We start from the raw sequence: 19,840 nt of genomic DNA on the forward strand, positions 1-19,840 counted from the left end.
CTCACACGAGCGAGGAGCGCACGACCTTGGCGCGCTCGTCGCGCTCCTTCAGGTGCTCGAGGATGATCACCGCCGTCTCCTCGATGGCGCGCTTGGTGACGTCGACCACCGGCCACTCCGGGTGCGCGGCGAAGAGGCGGTTCGCGAAATCGAGCTCCTGCCGGACGTGCTCGCGCATCGCGTAGTTGGTCTCGGAGGGCATCCCGAGCTGGCGCAGCCGCGCCTGCCGGATCTCGCAGAGCTGATCGATCCCGATGGTCAGCCCGACGACCCGATCCTGGGGGGCCTCCATCAGCTCGAGCGGCGGCGGGACGCCGAGCACCAGGGGCAGGTTCGCGACCTTGAGGCCGCGCTGCGCGAGCAGCGTCGACAGCGGCGTCTTCGACGTGCGCGAGACGCCGACGAGGACGATGTCGGCCCTCTTGAAGTTCCGCGGCTCCTTCCCGTCGTCGCTCTTCACCGCGAACTCCACCGCCTCGATGCGCCGGAAGTACTCCTCGCTCAGCGGGAGCATCGCGCTCGGCAGGTTGATCGGCTCCCGGTCGAGGAAGGTGCCGAGCCGGACGATGAGCGAGCCGATCAGATCGATCGCCTCGATGTTGAGCTCGGCGGTGGACGCGTGAACGAACTCGCGCAGCTCGGGGCTCACCACCGTGAACACGACGAGCGCGCCCTCCTGGGCCGCGCGCTCGAGCACCGGCCGCGCGACCTCCGGCGTGCGCACCCGGGTGTGGAGGCGGATCTGCACCCCCGCGTCCGGGTACTGGAGGAGCGCTGCGCGCACGGCCTTCTCCGCCGTCTCTCCGGTGGAGTCGCTCAGGACGTCGATGAACTTCGCCTTGTCCATGTCCGATGCCTCCGTCGCCATTTCGGCTCAGGCGCTCGAGGCAGGGCTCGTGCCTCGGCGTTCAGCAGAGCGCGGAGGATCGCGCGCGGCCGCGCGCCAGGTCAACCAAACAGCCCCTTCAGCTTCTCCATGAAGGTGGCCTGCTGAGGCTGCACGTTCTCGCCGAGCTCCTTCGCCAGCTGCGCGATGAGCTCCCGCTGCGTCGCGGTGAGCTGCGTCGGCACCTCGACGCTCACCTCGACGAGCTGGTCGCCGCGCCCGCCCACGACGCGACGCGGTATGCCCTTGCCCTTGATCCGGAGCACCGCGCCGGGCTGCGTGCCCGGGGGAATGCGGAGCCGGCCCTTCCCGTCCAGCGTCGGGATCTCCAGCTCGCCGCCGAGCGCCGCGCGCGCGAACGAGATCGGCACGGAGCACACCACGTCGTCGCCGACGCGGCGGAAGAGCTCGTGCGGCGACACGCGGATGGTGAGCTCCAGATCGCCCGGCCCCCGGTCGGAGCGGACGGCGTTGCCGCCGCGCTCCACGAGCCGCGTCGCGCCGTTCTCCACGCCCGGAGGGATCGTCACCTCGATGGTCTTCTGCTTCGCCGCGAGGCCGGCGCCGCGGCACGTCTTGCACGGGTCGGTCACGATCCGCCCCGTGCCGCGGCACCGCCCGCAGGGTCGCTCGATCGCGATGGGGAACATCCCCTGCTGCATCCGGACGCGGCCGCGGCCCGAGCACGCCGAGCAGCGCTCGGTCGACGCGCCCGGCGCCGAGCCCGAGCCGGCGCAGTCGCCGCACGGCTCGACGCGATCGTAGGTGATCTCCTTCGTGCAGCCGAACGCCGCCTCCTCGAAGGTGATCCGCACCTCCTTCTGGAGCGTCCCGCGGTCGCCGACCCGGATGCCCAGGGCGCCGAGGAGATCGCCGAAGATGGCGTCCAGGTTGAGGTCCTGCATGTCGAAGGGCACGCCCGGGACCCCCGAGCCGGCGGAGGCGCCGACGGCGGCGGGGCCGAACCGATCGAACGCCGCGCGCTTCTGCGGATCGCTCAGGATCTGGTAGGCCGCGTTCAGCTCCTTGAAGCGGACGTGCGCGCCCTGATCCCCCGGGTTCTTGTCGGGATGGTGCTGGCCGGCGAGCCGCCGGAAGGCGCTCTTGATTTCATCCTGCGTCGAGGAACGCTCGACGCCCAATACTTCGTACGGATCCCGCACGACGTGCGAAATAGCATCGATCGCCCTCCCGGGACAGCGGCTACCGGGCCGCCTAATCCGCTGATTTCCCTTCGGGCCCGGCGAGTTCGCGCTTCATCACCTTGCCCGTCGGGTTGCGCGGCAGCGCGTCGACGAAGACGACCTCGCGCGGGACCTTCGGGCCCGCGAGCCGCGCGCGGCAGTGCGCCCGGATGTCGCCCTCGCTCGCGGTCGCGCCGGGGCGCAGGGCGACGACCGCGCGCACGCGCTCCCCGAAGGCGCGATCCGGGACGCCCACCACCGCGGCCTCGGCGACCGCCGGGTGGTCGTGGAGGACCGCCTCCACCTCGGCGGGGTACACGTTCACGCCCCCCGAGATGATGAGCTCCCGCTTGCGGCCCTCGAGGTGGTAGCAGCCGCGCGCGTCGCGGCGGGCGAGGTCACCGACGGAGAAGTAGCCGCCGCGCGTCGACTCGCGCGTGGCGCCGGGATCCCTGTGGTAGCCGGAGACCAGCAACGAGCTCCTCACGTAAAGCTCGCCCACCTCGCCGTCCTGGCACGGCGTCCCGTCCTCGCGCAGGAGCAGCAGCTCGCTGCCGGCGACGGGGCGCCCGATGGTGCCCGGCGAGGCGCGCAGATCCTCCGGGCCCGCGATCGTCACGATGCCCGTCTCGGTCGCGCCGTAGAAGTTGAAGAGCCGGTCGCCGAACGCCGCCATCACCTCCGCCGCGAGCGCCGGCGAGAGCGGCGCGCCGCCCACGAAGATCGCGGTGAGCGACGACGTGTCGTAGGCGCTGAGCCGCGCCTCGCCGAGCTCGAGGACGCGGTGGAGCATCGTCGGGACGACCGCCGTGGTGGTCACGCGGTACCGCTGGATCGCCTCGAGGAAGAGCTCGGGCTGGAACTCCGGGAGGATCACGATCGTGGCGCCGACGATGAGCGACAGGTTGACGAAGCCGAGCGCCGTGAGGTGGTAGAGCGGGCACACGGCGAGGTGCACGTCCCCCGCGCGCATCGGGGTCGCGCCGATGGCCCCGAGCGCCGGCAGGACGATGCCGCCGCCGAAGCCGCGCACCGCGCCCTTGGGCTTGCCGGTGGTGCCGGACGTGTACATCACCACCGCGGCGCGCTCGCTCCGATCCGGCGAGGCGCCCCGCTCGGCGGCGAGATCGTCGAACGCGGCGAGGAGGTCGTCGAGGTGCGAGAAGCCCGGGGCGCGCTCGCCGATCGCGATCATCTCCTCGGGCGGGATCCCCTCGAGCCGCGGCGCGGCCTCGCGGATCACGCCGGCGATGTCGGAGTCGAACAGGAGCATGCGCGCCCCGGAGTGGCCGGCGAGGTAGGCGAGCTCCGCGGGGGTCGATCGCCACGAGGCCGCCACCACGGACGCGCCGACGCGGGCCAGCGCGACCTGGCACATCAGGAACTCGGGGCGGTTCTTGAGCGCGAGCAGCACGGTGACGCCCGGGCCGACGCCGCGCCGGTCGAGCGCGTAGCCCAGCCGATCGATGGCCTCGTTCAGCGCGAAGAAGGAGTAGACCCGATCCTCGGCCGGGGGCCCCGCGCCTCGCTCCGCCGCGCGGGGCGCGAGGCTCAGCGGCTCGATCACCGCGATCCGGTGCGGGCTGTTCTCGGCGTGGAAACGGAACAAGAGCGACGGGTTCGCCTTGCCTCGCGCGAGCTCGCGCGCGAGCACCTTGAGCCCCGGCCAACGCAGCGCGGCGAGCAGCCCCGCCTGCGTCACCGCTCGCCCGGCGGCGAGCGTCGCGTCGATCGTGCCTCGCCCGCTCGCCAGCGCGGCCCTGACCCCTCCGAGTCGCATGGCCTGCAACTTTACTCTGGCCCGCATTGGCCCGCATGCGCCGTGGTAGGGTGGGTCCCGTGACGGAAGCTGACCGCCGCTCAGCCCAGCGCGCCGCGATCGAGCTGAGCGTAGAGTACAAACGGCTGAACACGTTCTTCGCCGACTACACGCGCAACATCTCGAAAGGCGGGACGTTCATCCGGACGGATCGCCCGCTCGCGATCGGCACCGAGTTTGTGTTCGCCCTCTCGATCCGGAACCTGGCCGAGCCGCTCCGCCTTCGCGGGCGGGTGAAGTGGATCGTCACGACCGCCGAGGCGACGGAGTCGGCTCCGGCGGGGATGGGGATCGAGTTCCAGTACGCGAGCGAGGCCGAGCGCGCCGCCACCGACGCGGTGGTCGAGCAGCTCATGATGAGCGAGCTCGGCGAGACGCTCGCCTCCAAGCTGCTCGGCCGCAAGCTCGGCGACGGCTCGCGGTAGCGCCTCCGAGGGGTGCGCTCACGCTCCCCCCGTGTACACTGGCTCGCAATGTCGCTGCCGCCCCTGTTCCCTCGGCGCCGTCTCGCTCGGGGTCTCGCCGCGCTCGCCCTCGCGCTCTCTCCCGTCGCCTGCGGGGCCTCTGGCTCGCCGGGGGCGAAGGGGCCGCCAGGCGCCGAGGGCCGCGTCGCCGCCGTCGAGGTCCGCGACGCCGATTTCTCCGCCAGCCTGTTCGCGATCGTGCGCGACGGCAAGCAGAGCCCGCAGCGCACGGGCCTGCTCATCGGCGTCGTCCGCAGGCAGCTCGCGCACGCCGCCGGGCGCTTCAACGCAGGGCAGCCCGACCGGGCCGTCGAGAGCGTCCTGGGCGCGCTGGCCCTCGTCCGTCCCGGCGAGGGGCGCGCCGAGATGATCGACGCCGTGGGCGAGCGCGCCATCGCGGGCGCGATCGAGCGGCTCAGCCCGCGCGGCGACGAGGGGCGGGTGCGGGCCCTCATGGAGCTCCGCTCCGCCGCGCTGCCGAGCGGGAGCCGGGCCCGCGCCGAGAGCGACGAGCACCTCGCCGCGCTCGAGCAGTGGATGAAGGAGACGCGCACCGGCGGGCCGCTCGAGCAGCTCGGCGCGGATCAGCGCGCGGCCGTCTCGCGCGCCCTCGTCGACGGCCGCGCGGAGTCGATCCAGCGCGCGGCCGCCGCCACCGTGGCGTGGATCGATCGGGCGATCGAGTTCAACATCGAGTACCGGCAGGGCGGCGCGAGGCCGGAGCGCGAGGAGGCGGTCGAGGCGGCGCGCGCGCTCGAGTCGGGCGGCGCGAGCCTGGCGGCGCTGTTCCTCCGCTTCGGCGACGCGAAGGGCGCGATCGATCAGATCGACCGCACGAGCGTGCGCCGGGTGATCCCGCCCGGCCTGTACCAGCGGCTCAAGGCCGCCGCCTCCGACGACGACGCGGTCTCGTGGCAGGCGCTCGCCGCCGCCTTCGCGCAGCACGAGGCGCAGGAGCGCGACGCCGAGACCGGCATGCGGCAGGATCTGCTCGACGGGGCGATCTGGGGCGCGGCCCTCGAGGCCTACCGGCGCGACCCGCAGAACTACGACAGCGCCACGCTCCTCTCCCAGGTGATGATCCGCCTCGGCATGTCCGAGGCGACGCCGCTCGTGATCGCCGGCGCGCTCGGCGACCGGCCGAGCCCGGGCGCGCTCGGGGCCGCGCTCGGGCTCGTGCTGAGCGCGCTCTCGGAGGAGGCGTCGAACGACGATTTCGACGCGGCCCGGCGCACCTACAACGCGGCGGGGCCGCTGCTCGTGCTCGCCGATCGGGCGGCGCGCGGCGGCGGCGCGCTCGATCCGTCGGGCGCCCGCGTCCGTTCTCTCATGGCGTCGCTCGAGCTGCGCGCCGGCAACCTCGTGGCCGCGCTGCCGCTGCTCCGCGCGGCGACGGCGGCCGAGCCGACGGTCAACGGGCTCACGGTGCTCGCGATGGCCGAGCGGCAGTCCGGCGAGCCCCAGGCGGCGCTCGAGGACGTGCGGCGCGCGCTGGGAGCGCCGGACGCGCGCAGCGCGCCGCTCGAGATCATCCAGGCGCACCTGCTCGCCTTCGAGCTCCACCGCGACGCTGGCACGCAGGACCGGGCGAAGGAGTCGCTCGACGCCGCGCTCGCCGCCGCGCTCGACACCCGGCAGCGCGCCCGGGATCCCGGCGCCAAGGCGCGGACGGAGCGGCTGCTCGGGCGCATCCTCGACGGTTATGGCGACGAGAAGGGCGCGACCCGGGCGTACGATCGGGCGTTCGCCCTGGTGGCGGCCGAGCCGCCGCAGCTCGGCGCCACGATGCTCGACGCCGTGGGGCGCGCGCTCGTGGAGCGCGATCTCCCCGCCGCGCGGCGGGCGCTGAAGCGCGGCCTCGAGGCGAACGTGGACGAGGACGATCTCATCTACGGCGGGCTCTGGGTCCTTCTGCTGGAGCGCGCCCTCGGCGTCGCGACCGACGGCACCGCGGGCCGCGCGCTGGACAGCGCGACGAGCCGCGCGTCCTGGACGGGAAAGCTCGCGGCCTGGGCGAACGGTGGGCTCAGCGACGCGGATCTCGGCAGGCTCGCCCGGAGCGCGGCGCAGCGGGTGGAGGCGCAATTTTACACCGCGATGGCCAGGAAGGCGGCGGGGGATGCCGGCGCGGACGAGCGGCTCCGCGCGGTGTCGAAGAGCCCCGTGATCGACCTGCTCGAGGTGCACCTCGCGCGCGAGATGCTGGCGCCCGCGCTGCACCTCGATCTGCCCCGCAACGCGGGCCTTCCGTAGAACGCGCCAGCGATCCCGCGGGATGACCGGCGCCGGATGTGCGATACGGTCTCCGCTGGTCAGGTGGCGAGTTGGTCGGATGACCAGCGCATAACGCGGAGCGCGCGACGCAGAGCGCTGGTGGCGCGTGGAGCGCGCGACGCCGCGCACCAACAGCGCGTGGAAGGAATAAAGGGCTTCCACGCGTGCGCCTTGTCGTTCGATCATCGACGAATGTCCGATGACCGGATCGATCCGCTCGAGAAGCTCGCCGCCGCTCACCGGAGCCTGGAAGAGAACCTGAACGATCTCGCGCGCGCCGCGCGCGCGCTCAGCGATCCCCGCGGGCGCGCCGCCGCGCTCGAGGGTCTCTCCAGCGTGGTGGCGTACTTCGAGCGGTCGATGAGCCGGCATCGCGAGGACGAGGAGCGCTCGCTGTACCCGCGGCTCGCGGTGCTCGAGGCGATCGCGCCGACCCTCGAGCGCCTCCGGCAGGAGCACAAGGCGCAGCAGCGCGCGATCGACGCGCTGCGCGCCGCGATCGAGAGAGACGGCGGCCCCGAGGCCGTGGAGACGATCCCCCAGCTCATCGAGGACCTGCGCGCTGCGCACCAGCGCCATGTGGAGAGCGAGGAGCAGGAGGTATTTCCGGCCGCCCGCCGGTTCCTGCAGGCCTCGGCCAAGCAGGGGATCTGGAACGAGATGGAGACGCGCCGAGGGCGCGGCGGGCAAGGCAACCCGGCCAAGGGCATCAGCGGGCGCCCATACCGCCCCGGCGGGATGCGCAGGGGCCCGTAGGCTCCCTGCGAGGTGCGCCGCGGGCGCGATCGGCGCGGCCGGCGGGAGACCGTTCCTAGAATTGCTCCTCGCGCGCGCGCTCGAGCGCGGCGCGCAGGTAGTTCTGCGCTCGAAGCGTGTACGCCCCGTCGGGGTGCTGTTCCAGGTGGCTGCGGAACGCCTCCGCCGATTGCATGAAGCTCCCCAGCCGATAGAGGGTGACGCCGCGGGCGAGGTGCCTGGGATAGGAGGGGTCGAGCGCGGCGAGCTCGTCGATCTTCTTCAGGCGATACTGCTCCTCGGCGCGCCGCGCCTCCGCGGCGCGGAGCGCCGCCGCGGGTGCGCGCGGCCCCGACCCACCCGCCTGCGCAAGGCGCGCCGCCGTCTCCTGGTCGGGAGGAGCCGGGAGGGTCTGCGCGCTCCTCGCGGCGGCGAGCGGGCGCGCGAGCAAGAACTTGAACAGCGCGCGCTCCTCGTCGAGCGACGGGGCGAACGGATCTCGCTGGACTCCGACGATGGCGCTCCAGCGCTTCTTGAAGAGCACACCGAGCACGACGCCATCCATGGCGACGCGGCGGGCCCCCTCCCCGCCGCCGCGCTGCGCCGCGCCCCCCTGCCCCAGCCAGCCGTTTCGGCGGAGCAGCCCGAGGAAGTCGCCGCCGAGCTCGCGGAGCTCGTCGGACTCCTCGCCGGTCGCCTCGAAGCGGCGCACCTCGCGGACGAACGCCCTCAGCTGGTAGGCGCGCAGCCGGAGCACCGCCTCGTCCCCCTGGGCGAACGCGCGGCCCACGACGTCGGTCACGCGCGCGCGCGCGGCGAGGAGCTCGGCCTCGGTGTGATCCGCGTCGGCGTCCACGAGCCCGAACGCGCGGACGGCGGAGCCGAGCTCACGCACCTCGGCGTCGAGCCCGAGCTCCTCGGCCTCGCGCGCGCGGCTGGTGTCCGCGTCTCGCACGCGCGCGAGGGCTCCCGCGTCGGCGAGCGGCAGCGGCAGCTCGGCCGGCTCGACCGAGCGCGGCACAGCGAGGATCGCCGCGGAGCCCGCGATGAACACGGCCACGAGCCCCGGCTCCCAGCCCTCGAGGTGCCGCTTCCAGCCGCGGCGTGCCCCCGCGTCGGCCCTCGTGGACGATGCGACCCCGACCGGGGGGGTGCTGCTGCCGCTGTTGTTCGATCGGCTCGAGCGACTCGAGCGACTCGAGCGACTCGAGCGACTCGAAGAAGAACTCGAGCGCGGCTCCCGGCGCTTGACAGCGACGCTCTCGGCTCGCGACATTGATCGTCACCTCTGCGCTCCAGAATACCCCACGCGGCGCGCCTCAGCGCCGCGCAGCTAGCCAGCGAGGAACGTGCGAGATCACCGGAAGCACCCGCGCAAGCAAATCGAGCTCTCGATCGCGTTCCGGATCGGTGACGGCCCGCGCGTCGACGCGATATGCCGCGACCTCAGCCTCGGCGGGATGTTCATCGAGACGAGCTCGCCGGCTCCCTTCGGCGCGACCGTCGAGGTGCTGCTGTCCCTGCAAGGACTGAAGCAGGTCGCCGTGATCCCGTCGGTGGTGCGATGGACCACCCCTGAGGGGATGGGGGTACAGTTCGGCATGATGGGCGCGCGAGAAACCTACGCGCTGACGCAGCTCCTCGGCTCCCTCTAGAGCGGCGGTCACCCGCACAGGAAGAGCGGCGGTCACCCGCACAGGACGAGCGGCGGTCACCCGCACAGGACGAGCGGCGGTCACCCGCACAGGAGACGGGTCCAGATCGGCGTTTTCGGCGCGCAGGCGCACTCGAGTGCGCCGAGCACCGAAAACGTCGAGATGGGCCCGTCTCCGAAGCGGGTGACCGCCGCTCAGTCGTTGATGGTCAGGGGGATGTCGAGCTGCCTCGAGCCTCCCGCGAAGCGCCCTCGGTAGAGGCCCTCGGCGCAAGCCTGCAGCGCCGGCCGGAGCGGCGGGTTGAAGCGCAGGGCGGCGACGCTGCCGTCGGGGCGCACGGAGACGTGCAGCGTCGAGACGATCGATCGGCGGACCGAGGACCTGCCGCCCGCGCTCTCCCGCGCGAAGCAGCTCGACAGCAGCGACTGCACGGAGGCCGGCGTGAGCGCCGGCGGGCCAGACGCCTCGTGCGCCTCCGGGACCGGCGGCGCGGCGGCGGGCGGGGGCTCGGTCGTCCGCGGCGACAGCAGCGCCGTCGGCTCGGCGACCGCAGGGGCGGCGGGCTCCTCCGCGCGCGCCACGACCGCCGGGGCCAGAGCGGCTCCGCCCGGCGGACGCGGGCCGACGGCCGGCTGGGGCGGAGCGGGCGCAGGCGCAGGCTCCGGCGGCGCGACCGCGGCGGCGCCGTCCTGCGGCGCGGGGCGATCGAGGAGGCGCGCCTCGCGGCCGCCATCGAGCGAGAAGGTGCCGCGCGACGGGCCGACGAGGAGGTGCGCGGTGGTCGCGCCGCGGTACGCCGCAGGGCCGACCGCGACGGTGCCGTGCTCCACGTCGACCTCCACGCGGCCCTCCAGACGGGTCACGGTGAAGAGCGTGCCGTGCACCGCGACGCGGGTGCCGTCCACCTCGACGGCGAACGCCTCGACGAGCCCCTCCTCGGGCGCGCGCGTGACGACGTCGGCGCGCACCGAGCCCCGCTCGAGCGAGATCACGTGGCCGACCCCTGCCGCGCCCACGGCGCGCACGACGGCGCGGCTCTCCGGCAGGAGCGTCCAGCGCACCGAGCCGACATCGACGAAAGAGGCCGCGTGGTCCGCGGTCTCGACGGAGTCGCCGGGCCGGAGGGCGCGGAAGTCCAGGTCGCCGGACGCCCCGTCGCCGCCGGGTGCCGCGGGGACCTCGGCGAGATCGCGGGCGCGCGGCGGCGTCGACGCCGCCGTGACGGGCGGGGCGGAGCGCCCGGCCGCGAGGACCGCGAACGCGATGGCCGCCGCCGCCGCCGCGAACCCGAGCGCGCGCCCGAGCGGCGAGCGCTGCGGCGGCGCGGCGCGGCGGACCGGAGCGGCCCGCTCGATCCGCGCGAACAGCTCGCGCTCGATGGTCTCCCAGCGCGGCTCGGGCGGCTGCTCGGCGCGGAGCAACCGCTCCATGTGCTCGCGTGCCCGGTCGTAATGCTCTGCGCCGCTCATGCGTCCTCCGCGTCGACAGCCGATGGATCCGCCGCGGGGTATCCCACGGCGGCGCCCCCCACGGAAACGCGCGCGCGCGCCGCTGCCGGCCCGGCGCCATCCGCCTTGTCCGCGCCGCCCTCGGCCAGCTCGGCGGCGAGCTGGGCGAGCGCGGGCTCGGCGCGCATCATCGCCTCGATCTCGCGGCGCGCATAGAACAGGCGCGTCCGCACCGTCAGGACAGGCGCGCCGACGATCTCCGCGATCTCGTTCGGCGGGATCCCCTCGAGCTCGTGCAGGACGTAGACGACCCGCTTCTTCTCGGGGAGGCGCTCCAGCACCCGCCGGAAGGCGTCGATCCTGCGGGCGCGAGCGGCGTCCTCGTCCGGGAGCATGCCGCGGTCGACCTCGATATCGACGCCGAGCTCGCCCACGAACACCGGCCGGCAGCGCGCAGCGCGCCGCGCCATCAGCACGGCGTTGACCGTCACCCGGTGGAGCCACGTCGTGAACTTCGATTGCCCGCGGAAGTCACCCAGGCTCCGGTGCACCTGGATGAACACCTCCTGGATGACGTCCTCGACGTCGGCGGTCGGCCCGAGCATCCTGAAGACGAGGCGCGCGACGTCGCGGCGGTAGCGGCGGAAGATTTCCGCGAACGCCGTCGGGTCGCCGCTCTGGAAGCGGCGGATCCACTCGCCCACGTCGTCGGGCTCGGTCACCTGCGTAAGCCTACCCGCCCCCTCGGCGCTCATGGAGCTCGACGGAGAGACGAGGAGCGCCGGACGACGAGAGCGGTCACCGCCCGCGATCGCGACGTCGAGCGGCGCGTGGGCGTCTCTGGCAGCGCACTCGGGCAGGTCGTCGCCACGGCCGTCCGGCGCAGCCGCGTCAGCAGGGAAGAACGACCGCGAGAGGTGCACCCACAGCGCCCCCGTCTCGACCGCCACGGTATGCACGGAGGGCTCTGGTGCGCCGAGCCGCCAGATCATTCATGGCGCCGCACGGCTGCTCCCCCGGAGCGGTGGTTACGCCGAACGCAGAAAAGTTGTTCCTTGTGCCACATTGGCGCGACCTTCCGGCGCATGATCTTCATCGCCGTATCGCTGACCGTGGCCCTCGTCGCCGCCGACCTGCTCGATCTGGGCTCCCGCCGCCGCGATCGCGTGTAGCGAGCGCCTTGGCCCCTGACAAAAAGGGGCCCGGCTGGAGCCCGCGCCGGCCTCAGGCCGACGAGCGCTCCAGCCGGGCGAGTCGAGATCGCGGCGCCGTCCGGGTCGTCCCCGTCGGCTTCAGCCCGCGGCCTCGGCCCCCGCCGCGCCGCCCTTCTTGGGCAGGTCGAAGAGCGCCGACAGCTCGACCTTCTCCTGCTTCTTCTGCTCCAGGAGCCGGTTGACCGCGCGAAGCACGCGCGTCTTCGCGGGGCCGCTGATCGGCTTGCCCTGCAGCGCGGCGTTCAGCGTGCGGTCGGTCACGGGACGACCGCTGCGCGGCTTCTTGGCGCTGGCCGCCTCCTTCTTCTTGGCGGCGTCCTCGCTGCCACGCGCCAGCCGCTTGGTCAGGCGGATCGCCCGATCCTCCGGCTGCAGCCGCTCGATCTTCACCGACGCCGCGATGATGCGGCGGGGGTCGATCTTCTTTTCCTTCAAGAAATCTTCGATCTTGGTGCCCATCGTCGTCACTTGCCCCGAAAGGGCGGCGACCCTATCACGCGCGGCGCCGCCGTGCATCTGCGACGTTACCTCTGCGACGTTTACCCTTTGCGCCGCCCTGGGGTAGCTTGTGACGGTGACCCTCCTGCCTGAGCTCGACGAAGCCGCACGCGTCATTCTCGAACGAATTCCAGCCCCTCCGCGCGTCGGTGTGGTGCTCGGATCAGGGCTCGGCGGCTGGGGCGACGAGCTCGCCGATCTGGTGAAGGTGCCCTACGCGGACATCCCCGGCATGCCCCGTCCGGCCGTCGCCGGGCACCCCGGCTTCCTGTGCGCCGGCCGCGTCGGGGACGTGCAGGTCGCCTGCCTGCAGGGGCGCGCGCACGTTTACGAGGGGCACCCGCTGGCGAAGGTGGTGTTCGGTGTGCGGGTGCTCGCCCGGCTCGGGTGTCGCGCCGTGCTCCTGACCAACGCGGCCGGCGGAATCAACCCGGGGTTCGCCGCCGGCGATCTCATGCTGCTCACCGATCACCTGAACCTGATGGGAGCGAACCCGCTGGTCGGGCCGAACGACGAGGCGCTCGGCAAGCGCTTCCCCGACATGACCTACGCGCACGATCCCAGGCTGCTCGAGCTCGCGAAGACGGCGGCGAGCGACGCGGGCGTCGCCCTGCGCGAGGGGGTCTACGCCGCGCTGCTCGGACCGACGTACGAGACGCCCGCCGAGATCCGGATGCTGCGCACGCTCGGAGCCGATGCGGTCGGGATGAGCACGGTCCCGGAGATCATCGCGCTCAGGCACATGGGCGTGCCCGCCGCGGCCATCTCGTGCGTCACGAACCTCGCCGCGGGGCTGACCAAGCGCGAGCTCGACCACAAGGAGGTCGAGGAGACCGCCCGGGAGGCGCGCGCCCGGTTCACGGCGCTGCTCTCGGCGTGGGTCCGCCGCGTCGGCGCCGACGTCGCGGCCGGGAGCTTTGCGTCGTGAGCCACCCTCCGCGCGACGCCGGCGACGCGCTCGCCTCGGCTGAAGCGGCGCAGGCGATCGACTGGGACGCGCTCGACCAGGCCGCCCTCGCCGTCCGGACGCGGGCGCACGCGCCGTACTCCAGCTACCGGGTGGGCGCGGCGATCCTCGTGCGATCCGGCCGCGTGTTCACCGGCTGCAACGTCGAGAACGCCTCGTACGGGCTCACCATCTGCGCAGAGCGCTCCGCCATCGTGCAGATGGTCGCGGCCGGCGAGCGCGATCCGATCGCGCTCACCGTCGCCACCAGCGGGCCCGTGCTCGGCAGCCCGTGCGGTATGTGCAGGCAAACCCTCGCCGAGTTCGCCGTGGATTTCCCGATCCGCCTGATCGCCGCCGAGGCCGGCGGCGTGGCGCCGCGGACCACCTCGCTGTCGGCGCTGCTCCCCGAGGCGTTCGGGGCGGCCGCGCTCTCGCGCTGATCGCCCCGAGCGCCCTCCAGGGAGCGCCGATGGCTCACTCGATCGAGAGCGCCTCGGCCTGATCGATCTGCGACAGCGCCGCGGCGAGCGCCTCCCGCGCGCGCTCGAGCGAGACGCGGTCCTCACCCCACTTCGAGCGCGCCTTCTGCAGGCGGGCGCGCTCGACGGCCAGCTGCTCGGTGAGCTGCTCGCCGTGCGCCCGCAGGGTGTCGCGCTCCTCGGTCCGCTGCGAGAGCTGAGCGCCGAGCTCGCTCCCACGCCGCTCCGCCTCGGCGAGCCGGCCCTGGAGCGCCTCGATGGATTGCGCCCGCTCGGCGAGCTCGCCCAGCAAGCGCTCGCGCTCCGCGGCGGCCGCGGAGAGCTCGCCCGCGCGCTGCTCCAGCTGCCGATCGAGCTCCTGCGTCCGGGCCTCGAGGTCCGCGATCTGGCTGCGCGCTTGCCCGAGCTCCGTGGAGAGCCCGCGGGCGACCTCGTCCAGCTCGCGCCGCTGCGCCGCCCAGGCGGCCTCGCGCTCGGCGGTCTCGGCCTGGTGCGCCGCGCGCGTGTCGGCGAGCGCCTGCGCGTGCGCGGCCTCGAGCTGCGCCTGCCGCTCGGCGGCGCGCGCCTCGAGCTCGGCCACCCGCTTCGCGTGGGCCTGCTCGGCGTCGCGGACGGCCTGCTCGCGCGCGTCGATGAGCTCGCGCTCCCGCGCCGCGAGCTGCGTTGCGAAGCTCTCTCGCGCGGCCGCGAGCACCCTCGCGTGCTCCTCCGTCTGCTGCGCGATCGCCCGCGCATGCTCCTCGGCCTGCCCCTCGAGGGCGCGCGCGTGCTCGCCCCGCAGCGACTCCAGCGCGGACGCGTGCTCGCGATCCCGCCGTCCGATCTCGTCCGCGTGCTCGCTCCGGAGCCCCTCGAGGGCGCGCGCGTGCTCGCCCCGCAGCGCCTCCAGCGCGGACGCGTGCTCGCCCCGCAGCGCCTCCAGCGCGGACGCGTGCGCGGCCTGCTGCTTCTCGAGCGCGGCGGCGTGCTCGTCGCGCGCCCCCTGGAGCGCGGCGGCGTGCTCCGCCTGGGCGCGCTCCACGGCGGCGGCGTGCTCGCTCCGCGCCGCGTCCAGCGCGGCGGCGTGCTCCCGGTCGCGCCGCTCCGTCGCGGCCTCGTGCTCGCGCCGCAGCGCCTCGACGGCGGCCTCGTGCTCGCGCCTCGACGCGTCGAGCGCCCCGGCGTGCTCGGCCCGCAGCCCCTCCATGGCGGCGGCGTGCTCGGATTTCGCCCCCTCCGCCGCCGCCGCATGCTCGGCCCGGAGGCGGTCGAGCGCCGTGGCGTGCTCGCCGGTCAGCTTCTCGACGGCGCCGGCGTGCTCGCCGGTCAGCTTCTCGATGGCGCCGGCGTGCTCGCCGGTCAGCTTCTCGATGGCGGCGCGGTGCTCGGCGGCCTGCTGCTCGCGCCGGGCGGCGTGCTCGGCGTTGAGCCGCTCCACCTCCGCCCGGTGCGCCGCGGCCGCCTGCTCGAAGCGCTCGCGCTCCGCCTGCGCGCTCTCCTCGAGCTCGCGCTGCGCCGAGGCCTCGACGGCGGCGATCGCTTGCGTCTTCTCGTCCGCCGCCGCGCGCAGCGCCTCCGTGTGCGCCGCCTCCGCGTCCATCAGCGCCTGCCGGGCCGACGAGAGATCGGCGTCGCGGGCCGCGATCTGCCCCTGCAGCTTCTCCGCGCGCGCCTTGAAGTCGTCCGCGCGCTTCGCGGCGAGCTCCTTGTCCGCGCGGAGCGACGCGACCTGTCCGTCGAGGTCCTCGCTCGCGCGCTCGAGCTCCAGGATCCTGTCGACCTGATCGGCCTTCTCTCGCTCGAGCGACAGCGACTGATCCCGGAGCTCCAGCAGCTCCTTGTCCTTGCGCGACATCTGGTCGCGGAGCGCGAGGATCTCTTTGTCCTTCTTGTTGAGCGCCTCGCGCAGATCCAGGAACTCGCGGCTCGACACGCCGCCGGGCCTGGAGCCGGCGCCGGCGCCGGACGCGAGCTTCACCTTGAGCTCGTCGAGCTCGCGCCGCAGGCGGGCCGCCTCCTGGCTGCCGTCGTTCGCCGAGGAGAGCTCGCCCTCGAGGCGGAGCGAGGTCGCGCGCGCAGCCGCGACTTCCTTGGTGAGGCGGACGATCTCTCCCTTGGACCTGTCCAGCTCGCCACGCAGGCGCTCGATCTCGGCCGTGTCGGCGTCGGAGCGAGGCGGCGCGGGGGGCGCAGGGGTCAACCGCCCGCGCTCGGAGATCGGAGCCCGGTACGCGGCACCGCGCTCGGAGACCGGAGCCCGGTACGCGGCACCGCGCTCGGAGACGGGAGCCCGGTACGCGGCCACCGGCGACGAGCTCACGGGCGGCGGCGCCGAGGCCGGCACGGGCGTCTTCGTGGGCGCCAGCGTCCGAGACGACGGCGCGACCGAGGGCCTGACGTCGGTGCGCTCCTCCTCCTCGTCGCGGATCAGCCGGGTGAACGCGCCGCCGATGAACTCCTCGATGTCCTCGTCCGACTTGCGGGCGTCCGACCGCGCCGCGGCGCCCTGCGGGGGCCTCGGCGGAGCTGACGCCCGGGCACGATCCTGCGCAACGGCGGCAGGGGGCGCCGGCGGCACGGCAGACGGTATGGCGGCAGGCGGCGGCGCCGCGGACGTCGGCCTCGGCGCGGCAGGCGGCGGCACCGCGGACGGCGGCCTCGGCGCGGGCGGCGGCGGTACCGCGGACGGCGTGGCGGCGGCAGGCGGCGGCGGCGCCGCGGACGGCGGCCTCGGCACGGGCGGCGGGACCGACGGCGCAACGACGGGCGGAGGCGCGACGCTCCCGGGCGTGCCGTCCGAGCCCACGGCGGCCGTGATGATCGTGGGATCGCCGGAGTCCTCGTCGATGTCGGCCTCGAGCACCTCGGCCTCATCGATCATGATCGGATCGGCCTCCGCGTCGTCCCCGTCGATCGGGACGTAGTTGCGGATGTGCTCGAGGAGCTCGCCGAACGCGATCGGCTTGTGGATGTAGTCCTCCGCGCGCGTCCTGAGCTTGCGGTGCTGCTCGAACGTCTCTTCGCTCGACTCGCTCGACATGATGACGAGCGGGACGTCCTTGAGCTGCACGTCCTTCTTGAGCTTGTTGCAGACCGAGAAGCCGTTCATGCGCGGCAGCTCGATCGACAGCAGGATGAGGTCGGGGCGCTCGGCCGCGGCCGCCTGCAAGCCGACGTTGCCGTCGTCGACGACCTGAACGGTGCAGCCGAGGCGGCCCAATTCCGTGCGGAGCTCCCCGGCAAACGCCGGATCGCTCTCAAATACGAGGACTTTCGTCATGTTCCGGGGTGTGCGCGGGTTCGGAGGGGAAACCAAGATATCGGCCCCCTTCAACGAGTGTCAAACACGAGGCTGGCAGCGCAGCTCAGATCGCGCGGCCGCCGTCCGCCCGCCAATCCTGCCGGCGGGGCGCCGAGCGGAAATCGCCCGGCCCGGGGGCGATACCGCACAATCCTACATGACTCTCGCCGGGGAGCAGGGAGACAGCGGAAGACCCGCGCGCTCGCCGATCAGGGCGCGACGAAGTGGCCGGGCGCCTCGTCTCCGAAGCACAGCCCCATCTCACGGGCCGTGACGACCGTGTCCGAGTCGAGCGGCACCGTCTTCGTCTTGCCAGCGACCTCCTCGAGGGGGACGAGCTCGATCCGGTTCGAGCGCAGCGCCACCATCCCGCTGCCGCAGTCCTCGACGAGGCAGCGCGCCGCGGCCGCGCCGAAGCGGAGGGCGAGCAAGCGATCCGCCGTCGTGGGTCCGCCGCCCCGCTGGAGGTGGCCGAGCACCATCGAGCGCGCTTCCTTGCCGGTGCGGGCCGCGAGCTCCTTGGCCACGCGCTCGGCCACGCCCCCGAGCACGGCGGTGCGGCGGAACGCGTCGCCCGCGTCCTTGATGATCAGCTCACCCCCTTGCGCGTGCGCCCCCTCGGCCGCCACGACGATGGAGAAGCGGCGCCCGCGCGACTCCCGCAGGCGGATCTTCTCGGCGATCGCCTCGAACCGGAACGGGATCTCCGGGATCAGGATGGCGTCGGCTCCGCCGGCGATCCCGGCGTTGAGCGCGATCCAGCCCGCGTGCCGCCCCATCACCTCCACGACCATGATCCGCTCGTGCGCCTCGGTCGTGGTGTGGAGCCGGTCGAGCGCCTCGGTCGCGATGGAGACCGCCGTGTCGAAGCCGAACGTGAGGTCCGTGCAGCAGACGTCGTTGTCGATCGTCTTCGGTACGCCGATGACGAGGGGCAGCCCGCGCTGGAGCAGCTGGTGCGCGATCCGCATGGAGCCGTCTCCGCCCACGGAGATGAGCGCGTCGAACCCCTCCGCGCGAAACCGCCGCACGAGATCCTCGGATCGATCCCGCGGCACGAGCCCGTGCTCGCCAGGCGTCGGGTAGTGGAACGGATCGCCGCGGTTCGCGGTGCCCAGGATGGTGCCCCCGAGGTGCGCGATGCCCCGGACCCGCTCGCGATCCAGGCGGATGAGCCCGTCCGGAGCGTCGTCGAGCAATCCGCGATACCCCTGCCGGATCCCCCACACCTCCCAGCCACGCTCGAGCGCGCCGAGCGTGGCCGCGCGGATCACAGCGTTGAGCCCCGGCGCGTCGCCTCCGCCGGTACTGATAGCGATCTTTCGTGCCGCCATGAGGCTCGCAGCATCGCGAGCCGCCCCCGGCGACGCAATAGACATCTCCTCGACCTGGCCTCGAAAGGCACGGATGCGCGTGGCGATTCGACGGAGCGACGGCGGCGGACGGCGGCGAACGCGGCCCGCTGGACGAGCCCGGGGAGCGCGGCGAGCGAGGAGCGCCTGCGCGAAGCGGCCTTCGCACCCGGCGCGCGTGCGCCGTGTGGTCGGGGCCGCCACGGGAGGGGGGTCGATCCGGAGGAGCGCAGGCATGACGGTCGCGAGCGCCGGCGACAGGGTATAGGGGCGTGCGCATGCGATCACCCCGGCTGCGTGCCCCTGTATGAACCGCGCCACCCTGATCCGAGGCATCCAGGTCATCGTCACGCTGACGCTCGCGTCGTTCGCTTACGTCCTCTACAGCGAGATCCACGACAAGCAGGCGAGCCTCGCCGCCGCGTTCGCGCACGTGCGCCCGGGCTGGCTGCTCGTCGGCGCCGTGCTGGCGCTGCAAGAGGGCGTGTTCGGAGGCCTCAGGATCTGGACCCTCGGGCGCGTCCTCTGGCCCGAGCTCCGCGTCCGTACCGCGGTGACCTCGGAGTTCGTGCTGATGTTCTGCGCCGGGGTGACCCCCGGACAGGCCGGCGCGGCGCCGTCGCAGGCCGCCGTGCTCGTGCACGGCGGCATGCGGCTCGTCGACGTGGCCACGGCGGAGCTGCTCACCGCCTCGTGCACGATCACCTTCTTCCTCCTGTCTGCCGTGGTCATCTTCGTGCTGCAGCAGGGCGGGATGCTGGTCGTGCAGGCGGGCGCGCAGATCGAGTGGCTGCTCCTCTTCACCGTCGTGATGTTCGGCTCGGCCCTCGTCGCGCTCATCGCCGCGGCGGCGTACCCGCCGCTCCTCAAGGGGATCGTCCGCGCGCTGTCGGTGCCGCTCGGGAAGCTCCTGCGCGCGGCCCTGCGAGGCGCCCGGCGCGTGCCCCGGCTGCGGGCCCGCGCCGAGGCCGCGCTCGCCGCCCCCGGCGCCACGACCGCGCGCCTGCTGCTCGGCGTGGACGAGTTCCACCGCGGCTTCCGCATCTACATGCGCCGCGGAAAGCGCGCCTACGCCGCCGCGCTGCTGCTCACGTTCGGCTTCTTCTGCTCGCGGTTCGCCGTCGCCTACTTCATCCTGCTCGGGCTCGGCATTCCGACCTCGCCCTCGACGTTCGTCTCGGTGGGCCCGCCGATCGTGCAGGTCGTCCTGATCCAGACGCTGCTCAACTTCGCGCTCTACATGACCCCCACGCCCGGCGCGAGCGGCGTCGCCGAGCTCGGCTCGAACGCGCTCATGTCGCCCTGGGTCCACGGCGCGTTCGTGGTGCCGTACGTCGTCCTCTGGCGGGTGCTCACCCTGTTCCTCTGCATGTTCGTCGGGGGGGTCTACGTCTTCCGCTACCTCGGCACCGACGTGCTCGAGGAGCGCGTGAAGCAGACGGAGGCGGAGAAGCGCGCGCTCGCGGAGGCGGCGCGCGCCGGGAAGGCGCCGCTGGGTGGAGAGGACACCACCGACCGGCAGCAAGGCGTGGGGTGACGCGGGAATGGGGGTGGCGCGGTCGGCGCGGCTGGCGCAGGCCGGCTCGCAAGAGCCGCGCCCGGC

16 protein-coding genes are annotated in these 19,840 nt (G+C 73.8%); 7 read left to right on the top strand and 9 right to left on the bottom strand.

The window, feature by feature from the left end:
• Position 1: 1 nt before the first annotated feature.
• The 3 genes from WMF34_RS30100 to WMF34_RS30110 form a co-directional block, all read right to left on the bottom strand.
• Positions 2–847 (bottom strand): pyruvate, water dikinase regulatory protein, encoded by an 846-nt coding sequence (locus WMF34_RS30100; RefSeq protein ID WP_012238479.1) that lies wholly within the window; start codon positions 845–847, stop codon positions 2–4.
• A 101-nt stretch (positions 848–948) separates the two neighbouring features.
• Positions 949–2,049 (bottom strand): molecular chaperone DnaJ, encoded by a 1,101-nt coding sequence (dnaJ, locus tag WMF34_RS30105; RefSeq protein WP_437989956.1) that lies wholly within the window; start codon positions 2,047–2,049, stop codon positions 949–951.
• A 52-nt stretch (positions 2,050–2,101) separates the two neighbouring features.
• A complete protein-coding gene (locus WMF34_RS30110) occupies positions 2,102–3,850 on the bottom strand; it encodes a class I adenylate-forming enzyme family protein (RefSeq protein ID WP_012238481.1) in 1,749 nt (582 codons plus the stop codon).
• Between the two features lie 59 nt (positions 3,851–3,909).
• On the opposite strand from WMF34_RS30110, the gene WMF34_RS30115 reads away from it, so the two are divergent.
• The 3 genes from WMF34_RS30115 (at position 3,910) to WMF34_RS30125 (ending at position 7,383) form a co-directional block, all read left to right on the top strand.
• A complete protein-coding gene (locus tag WMF34_RS30115; protein WP_012238482.1) occupies positions 3,910–4,314 on the top strand; it encodes a PilZ domain-containing protein in 405 nt (134 codons plus the stop codon).
• A 48-nt stretch (positions 4,315–4,362) separates the two neighbouring features.
• The gene (locus tag WMF34_RS30120; RefSeq protein WP_437989957.1) at positions 4,363–6,606 is read left to right on the top strand and encodes a hypothetical protein; all 2,244 of its coding nucleotides are present in this window, start codon (positions 4,363–4,365) and stop codon (positions 6,604–6,606) included.
• A 213-nt stretch (positions 6,607–6,819) separates the two neighbouring features.
• Positions 6,820–7,383: a hemerythrin domain-containing protein gene (locus WMF34_RS30125; RefSeq protein ID WP_012238484.1), complete on the top strand. Its 564-nt coding sequence runs from the start codon at positions 6,820–6,822 to the stop codon at positions 7,381–7,383.
• Between the two features lie 55 nt (positions 7,384–7,438).
• Here the strand turns inward: WMF34_RS30125 and WMF34_RS30130 are convergent, their stop codons facing one another.
• Positions 7,439–8,422, bottom strand: coding sequence for a hypothetical protein (locus WMF34_RS30130; RefSeq protein WP_437989958.1), 984 nt, complete (start codon positions 8,420–8,422; stop codon positions 7,439–7,441).
• Positions 8,423–8,711: 289 nt separating this feature from the next.
• Here WMF34_RS30130 and WMF34_RS30135 point away from each other — a divergent pair, with 289 nt between their 5' ends.
• Positions 8,712–9,017 carry a PilZ domain-containing protein gene (locus WMF34_RS30135; protein ID WP_012238486.1) on the top strand — a complete coding sequence of 102 codons (306 nt, stop codon included), beginning with the start codon at positions 8,712–8,714 and terminating at the stop codon, positions 9,015–9,017.
• 194 nt (positions 9,018–9,211) lie between these two features.
• Here WMF34_RS30135 and WMF34_RS30140 read toward each other — a convergent pair whose 3' ends face one another.
• From WMF34_RS30140 to WMF34_RS30150, 3 genes are all read right to left on the bottom strand, one after another.
• Positions 9,212–10,486, bottom strand: a complete 1,275-nt coding sequence (locus WMF34_RS30140; protein WP_437989959.1) for a FecR domain-containing protein — start codon at positions 10,484–10,486, stop codon at positions 9,212–9,214.
• On the bottom strand, positions 10,483–11,457 hold the full coding sequence (locus WMF34_RS30145) for an RNA polymerase sigma factor (protein WP_437989960.1): 975 nt from the start codon (positions 11,455–11,457) through the stop codon (positions 10,483–10,485). The genes WMF34_RS30140 and WMF34_RS30145 overlap by 4 nt, the downstream gene beginning before the upstream one ends.
• A 300-nt stretch (positions 11,458–11,757) precedes the next feature.
• The gene (locus tag WMF34_RS30150; protein WP_157906999.1) at positions 11,758–12,138 is read right to left on the bottom strand and encodes a hypothetical protein; all 381 of its coding nucleotides are present in this window, start codon (positions 12,136–12,138) and stop codon (positions 11,758–11,760) included.
• Between the two features lie 115 nt (positions 12,139–12,253).
• Here WMF34_RS30150 and WMF34_RS30155 point away from each other — a divergent pair, with 115 nt between their 5' ends.
• Together WMF34_RS30155 and WMF34_RS30160 are read left to right on the top strand one after the other, a co-directional pair.
• The gene (locus tag WMF34_RS30155; protein WP_437989961.1) at positions 12,254–13,105 is read left to right on the top strand and encodes a purine-nucleoside phosphorylase; all 852 of its coding nucleotides are present in this window, start codon (positions 12,254–12,256) and stop codon (positions 13,103–13,105) included.
• Complete coding sequence (locus WMF34_RS30160; protein ID WP_437989962.1) at positions 13,102–13,566, top strand: cytidine deaminase; 465 nt, start codon at positions 13,102–13,104, stop codon at positions 13,564–13,566. Before WMF34_RS30155 ends, WMF34_RS30160 begins: the two co-directional genes overlap by 4 nt.
• A gap of 34 nt (positions 13,567–13,600) precedes the next feature.
• Here the strand turns inward: WMF34_RS30160 and WMF34_RS30165 are convergent, their stop codons facing one another.
• Positions 13,601–16,864, bottom strand: a complete 3,264-nt coding sequence (locus tag WMF34_RS30165) for a response regulator (protein WP_437989963.1) — start codon at positions 16,862–16,864, stop codon at positions 13,601–13,603.
• Between the two features lie 230 nt (positions 16,865–17,094).
• Positions 17,095–18,219, bottom strand: coding sequence for a 6-phosphofructokinase (locus tag WMF34_RS30170; RefSeq protein WP_437989964.1), 1,125 nt, complete (start codon positions 18,217–18,219; stop codon positions 17,095–17,097).
• Positions 18,220–18,544: 325 nt separating this feature from the next.
• Between WMF34_RS30170 and WMF34_RS30175 the strand changes: the two genes are divergently transcribed.
• Positions 18,545–19,774, top strand: a complete 1,230-nt coding sequence (locus WMF34_RS30175) for a lysylphosphatidylglycerol synthase transmembrane domain-containing protein (protein ID WP_437989965.1) — start codon at positions 18,545–18,547, stop codon at positions 19,772–19,774.
• Positions 19,775–19,840 lie beyond the last annotated feature (66 nt).

Source organism: Sorangium sp. So ce145, from assembly GCF_051525985.1.
GTDB classification, from domain to species: Bacteria; Myxococcota_A; Polyangia; order Polyangiales; family Polyangiaceae; genus Sorangium; species Sorangium cellulosum_B.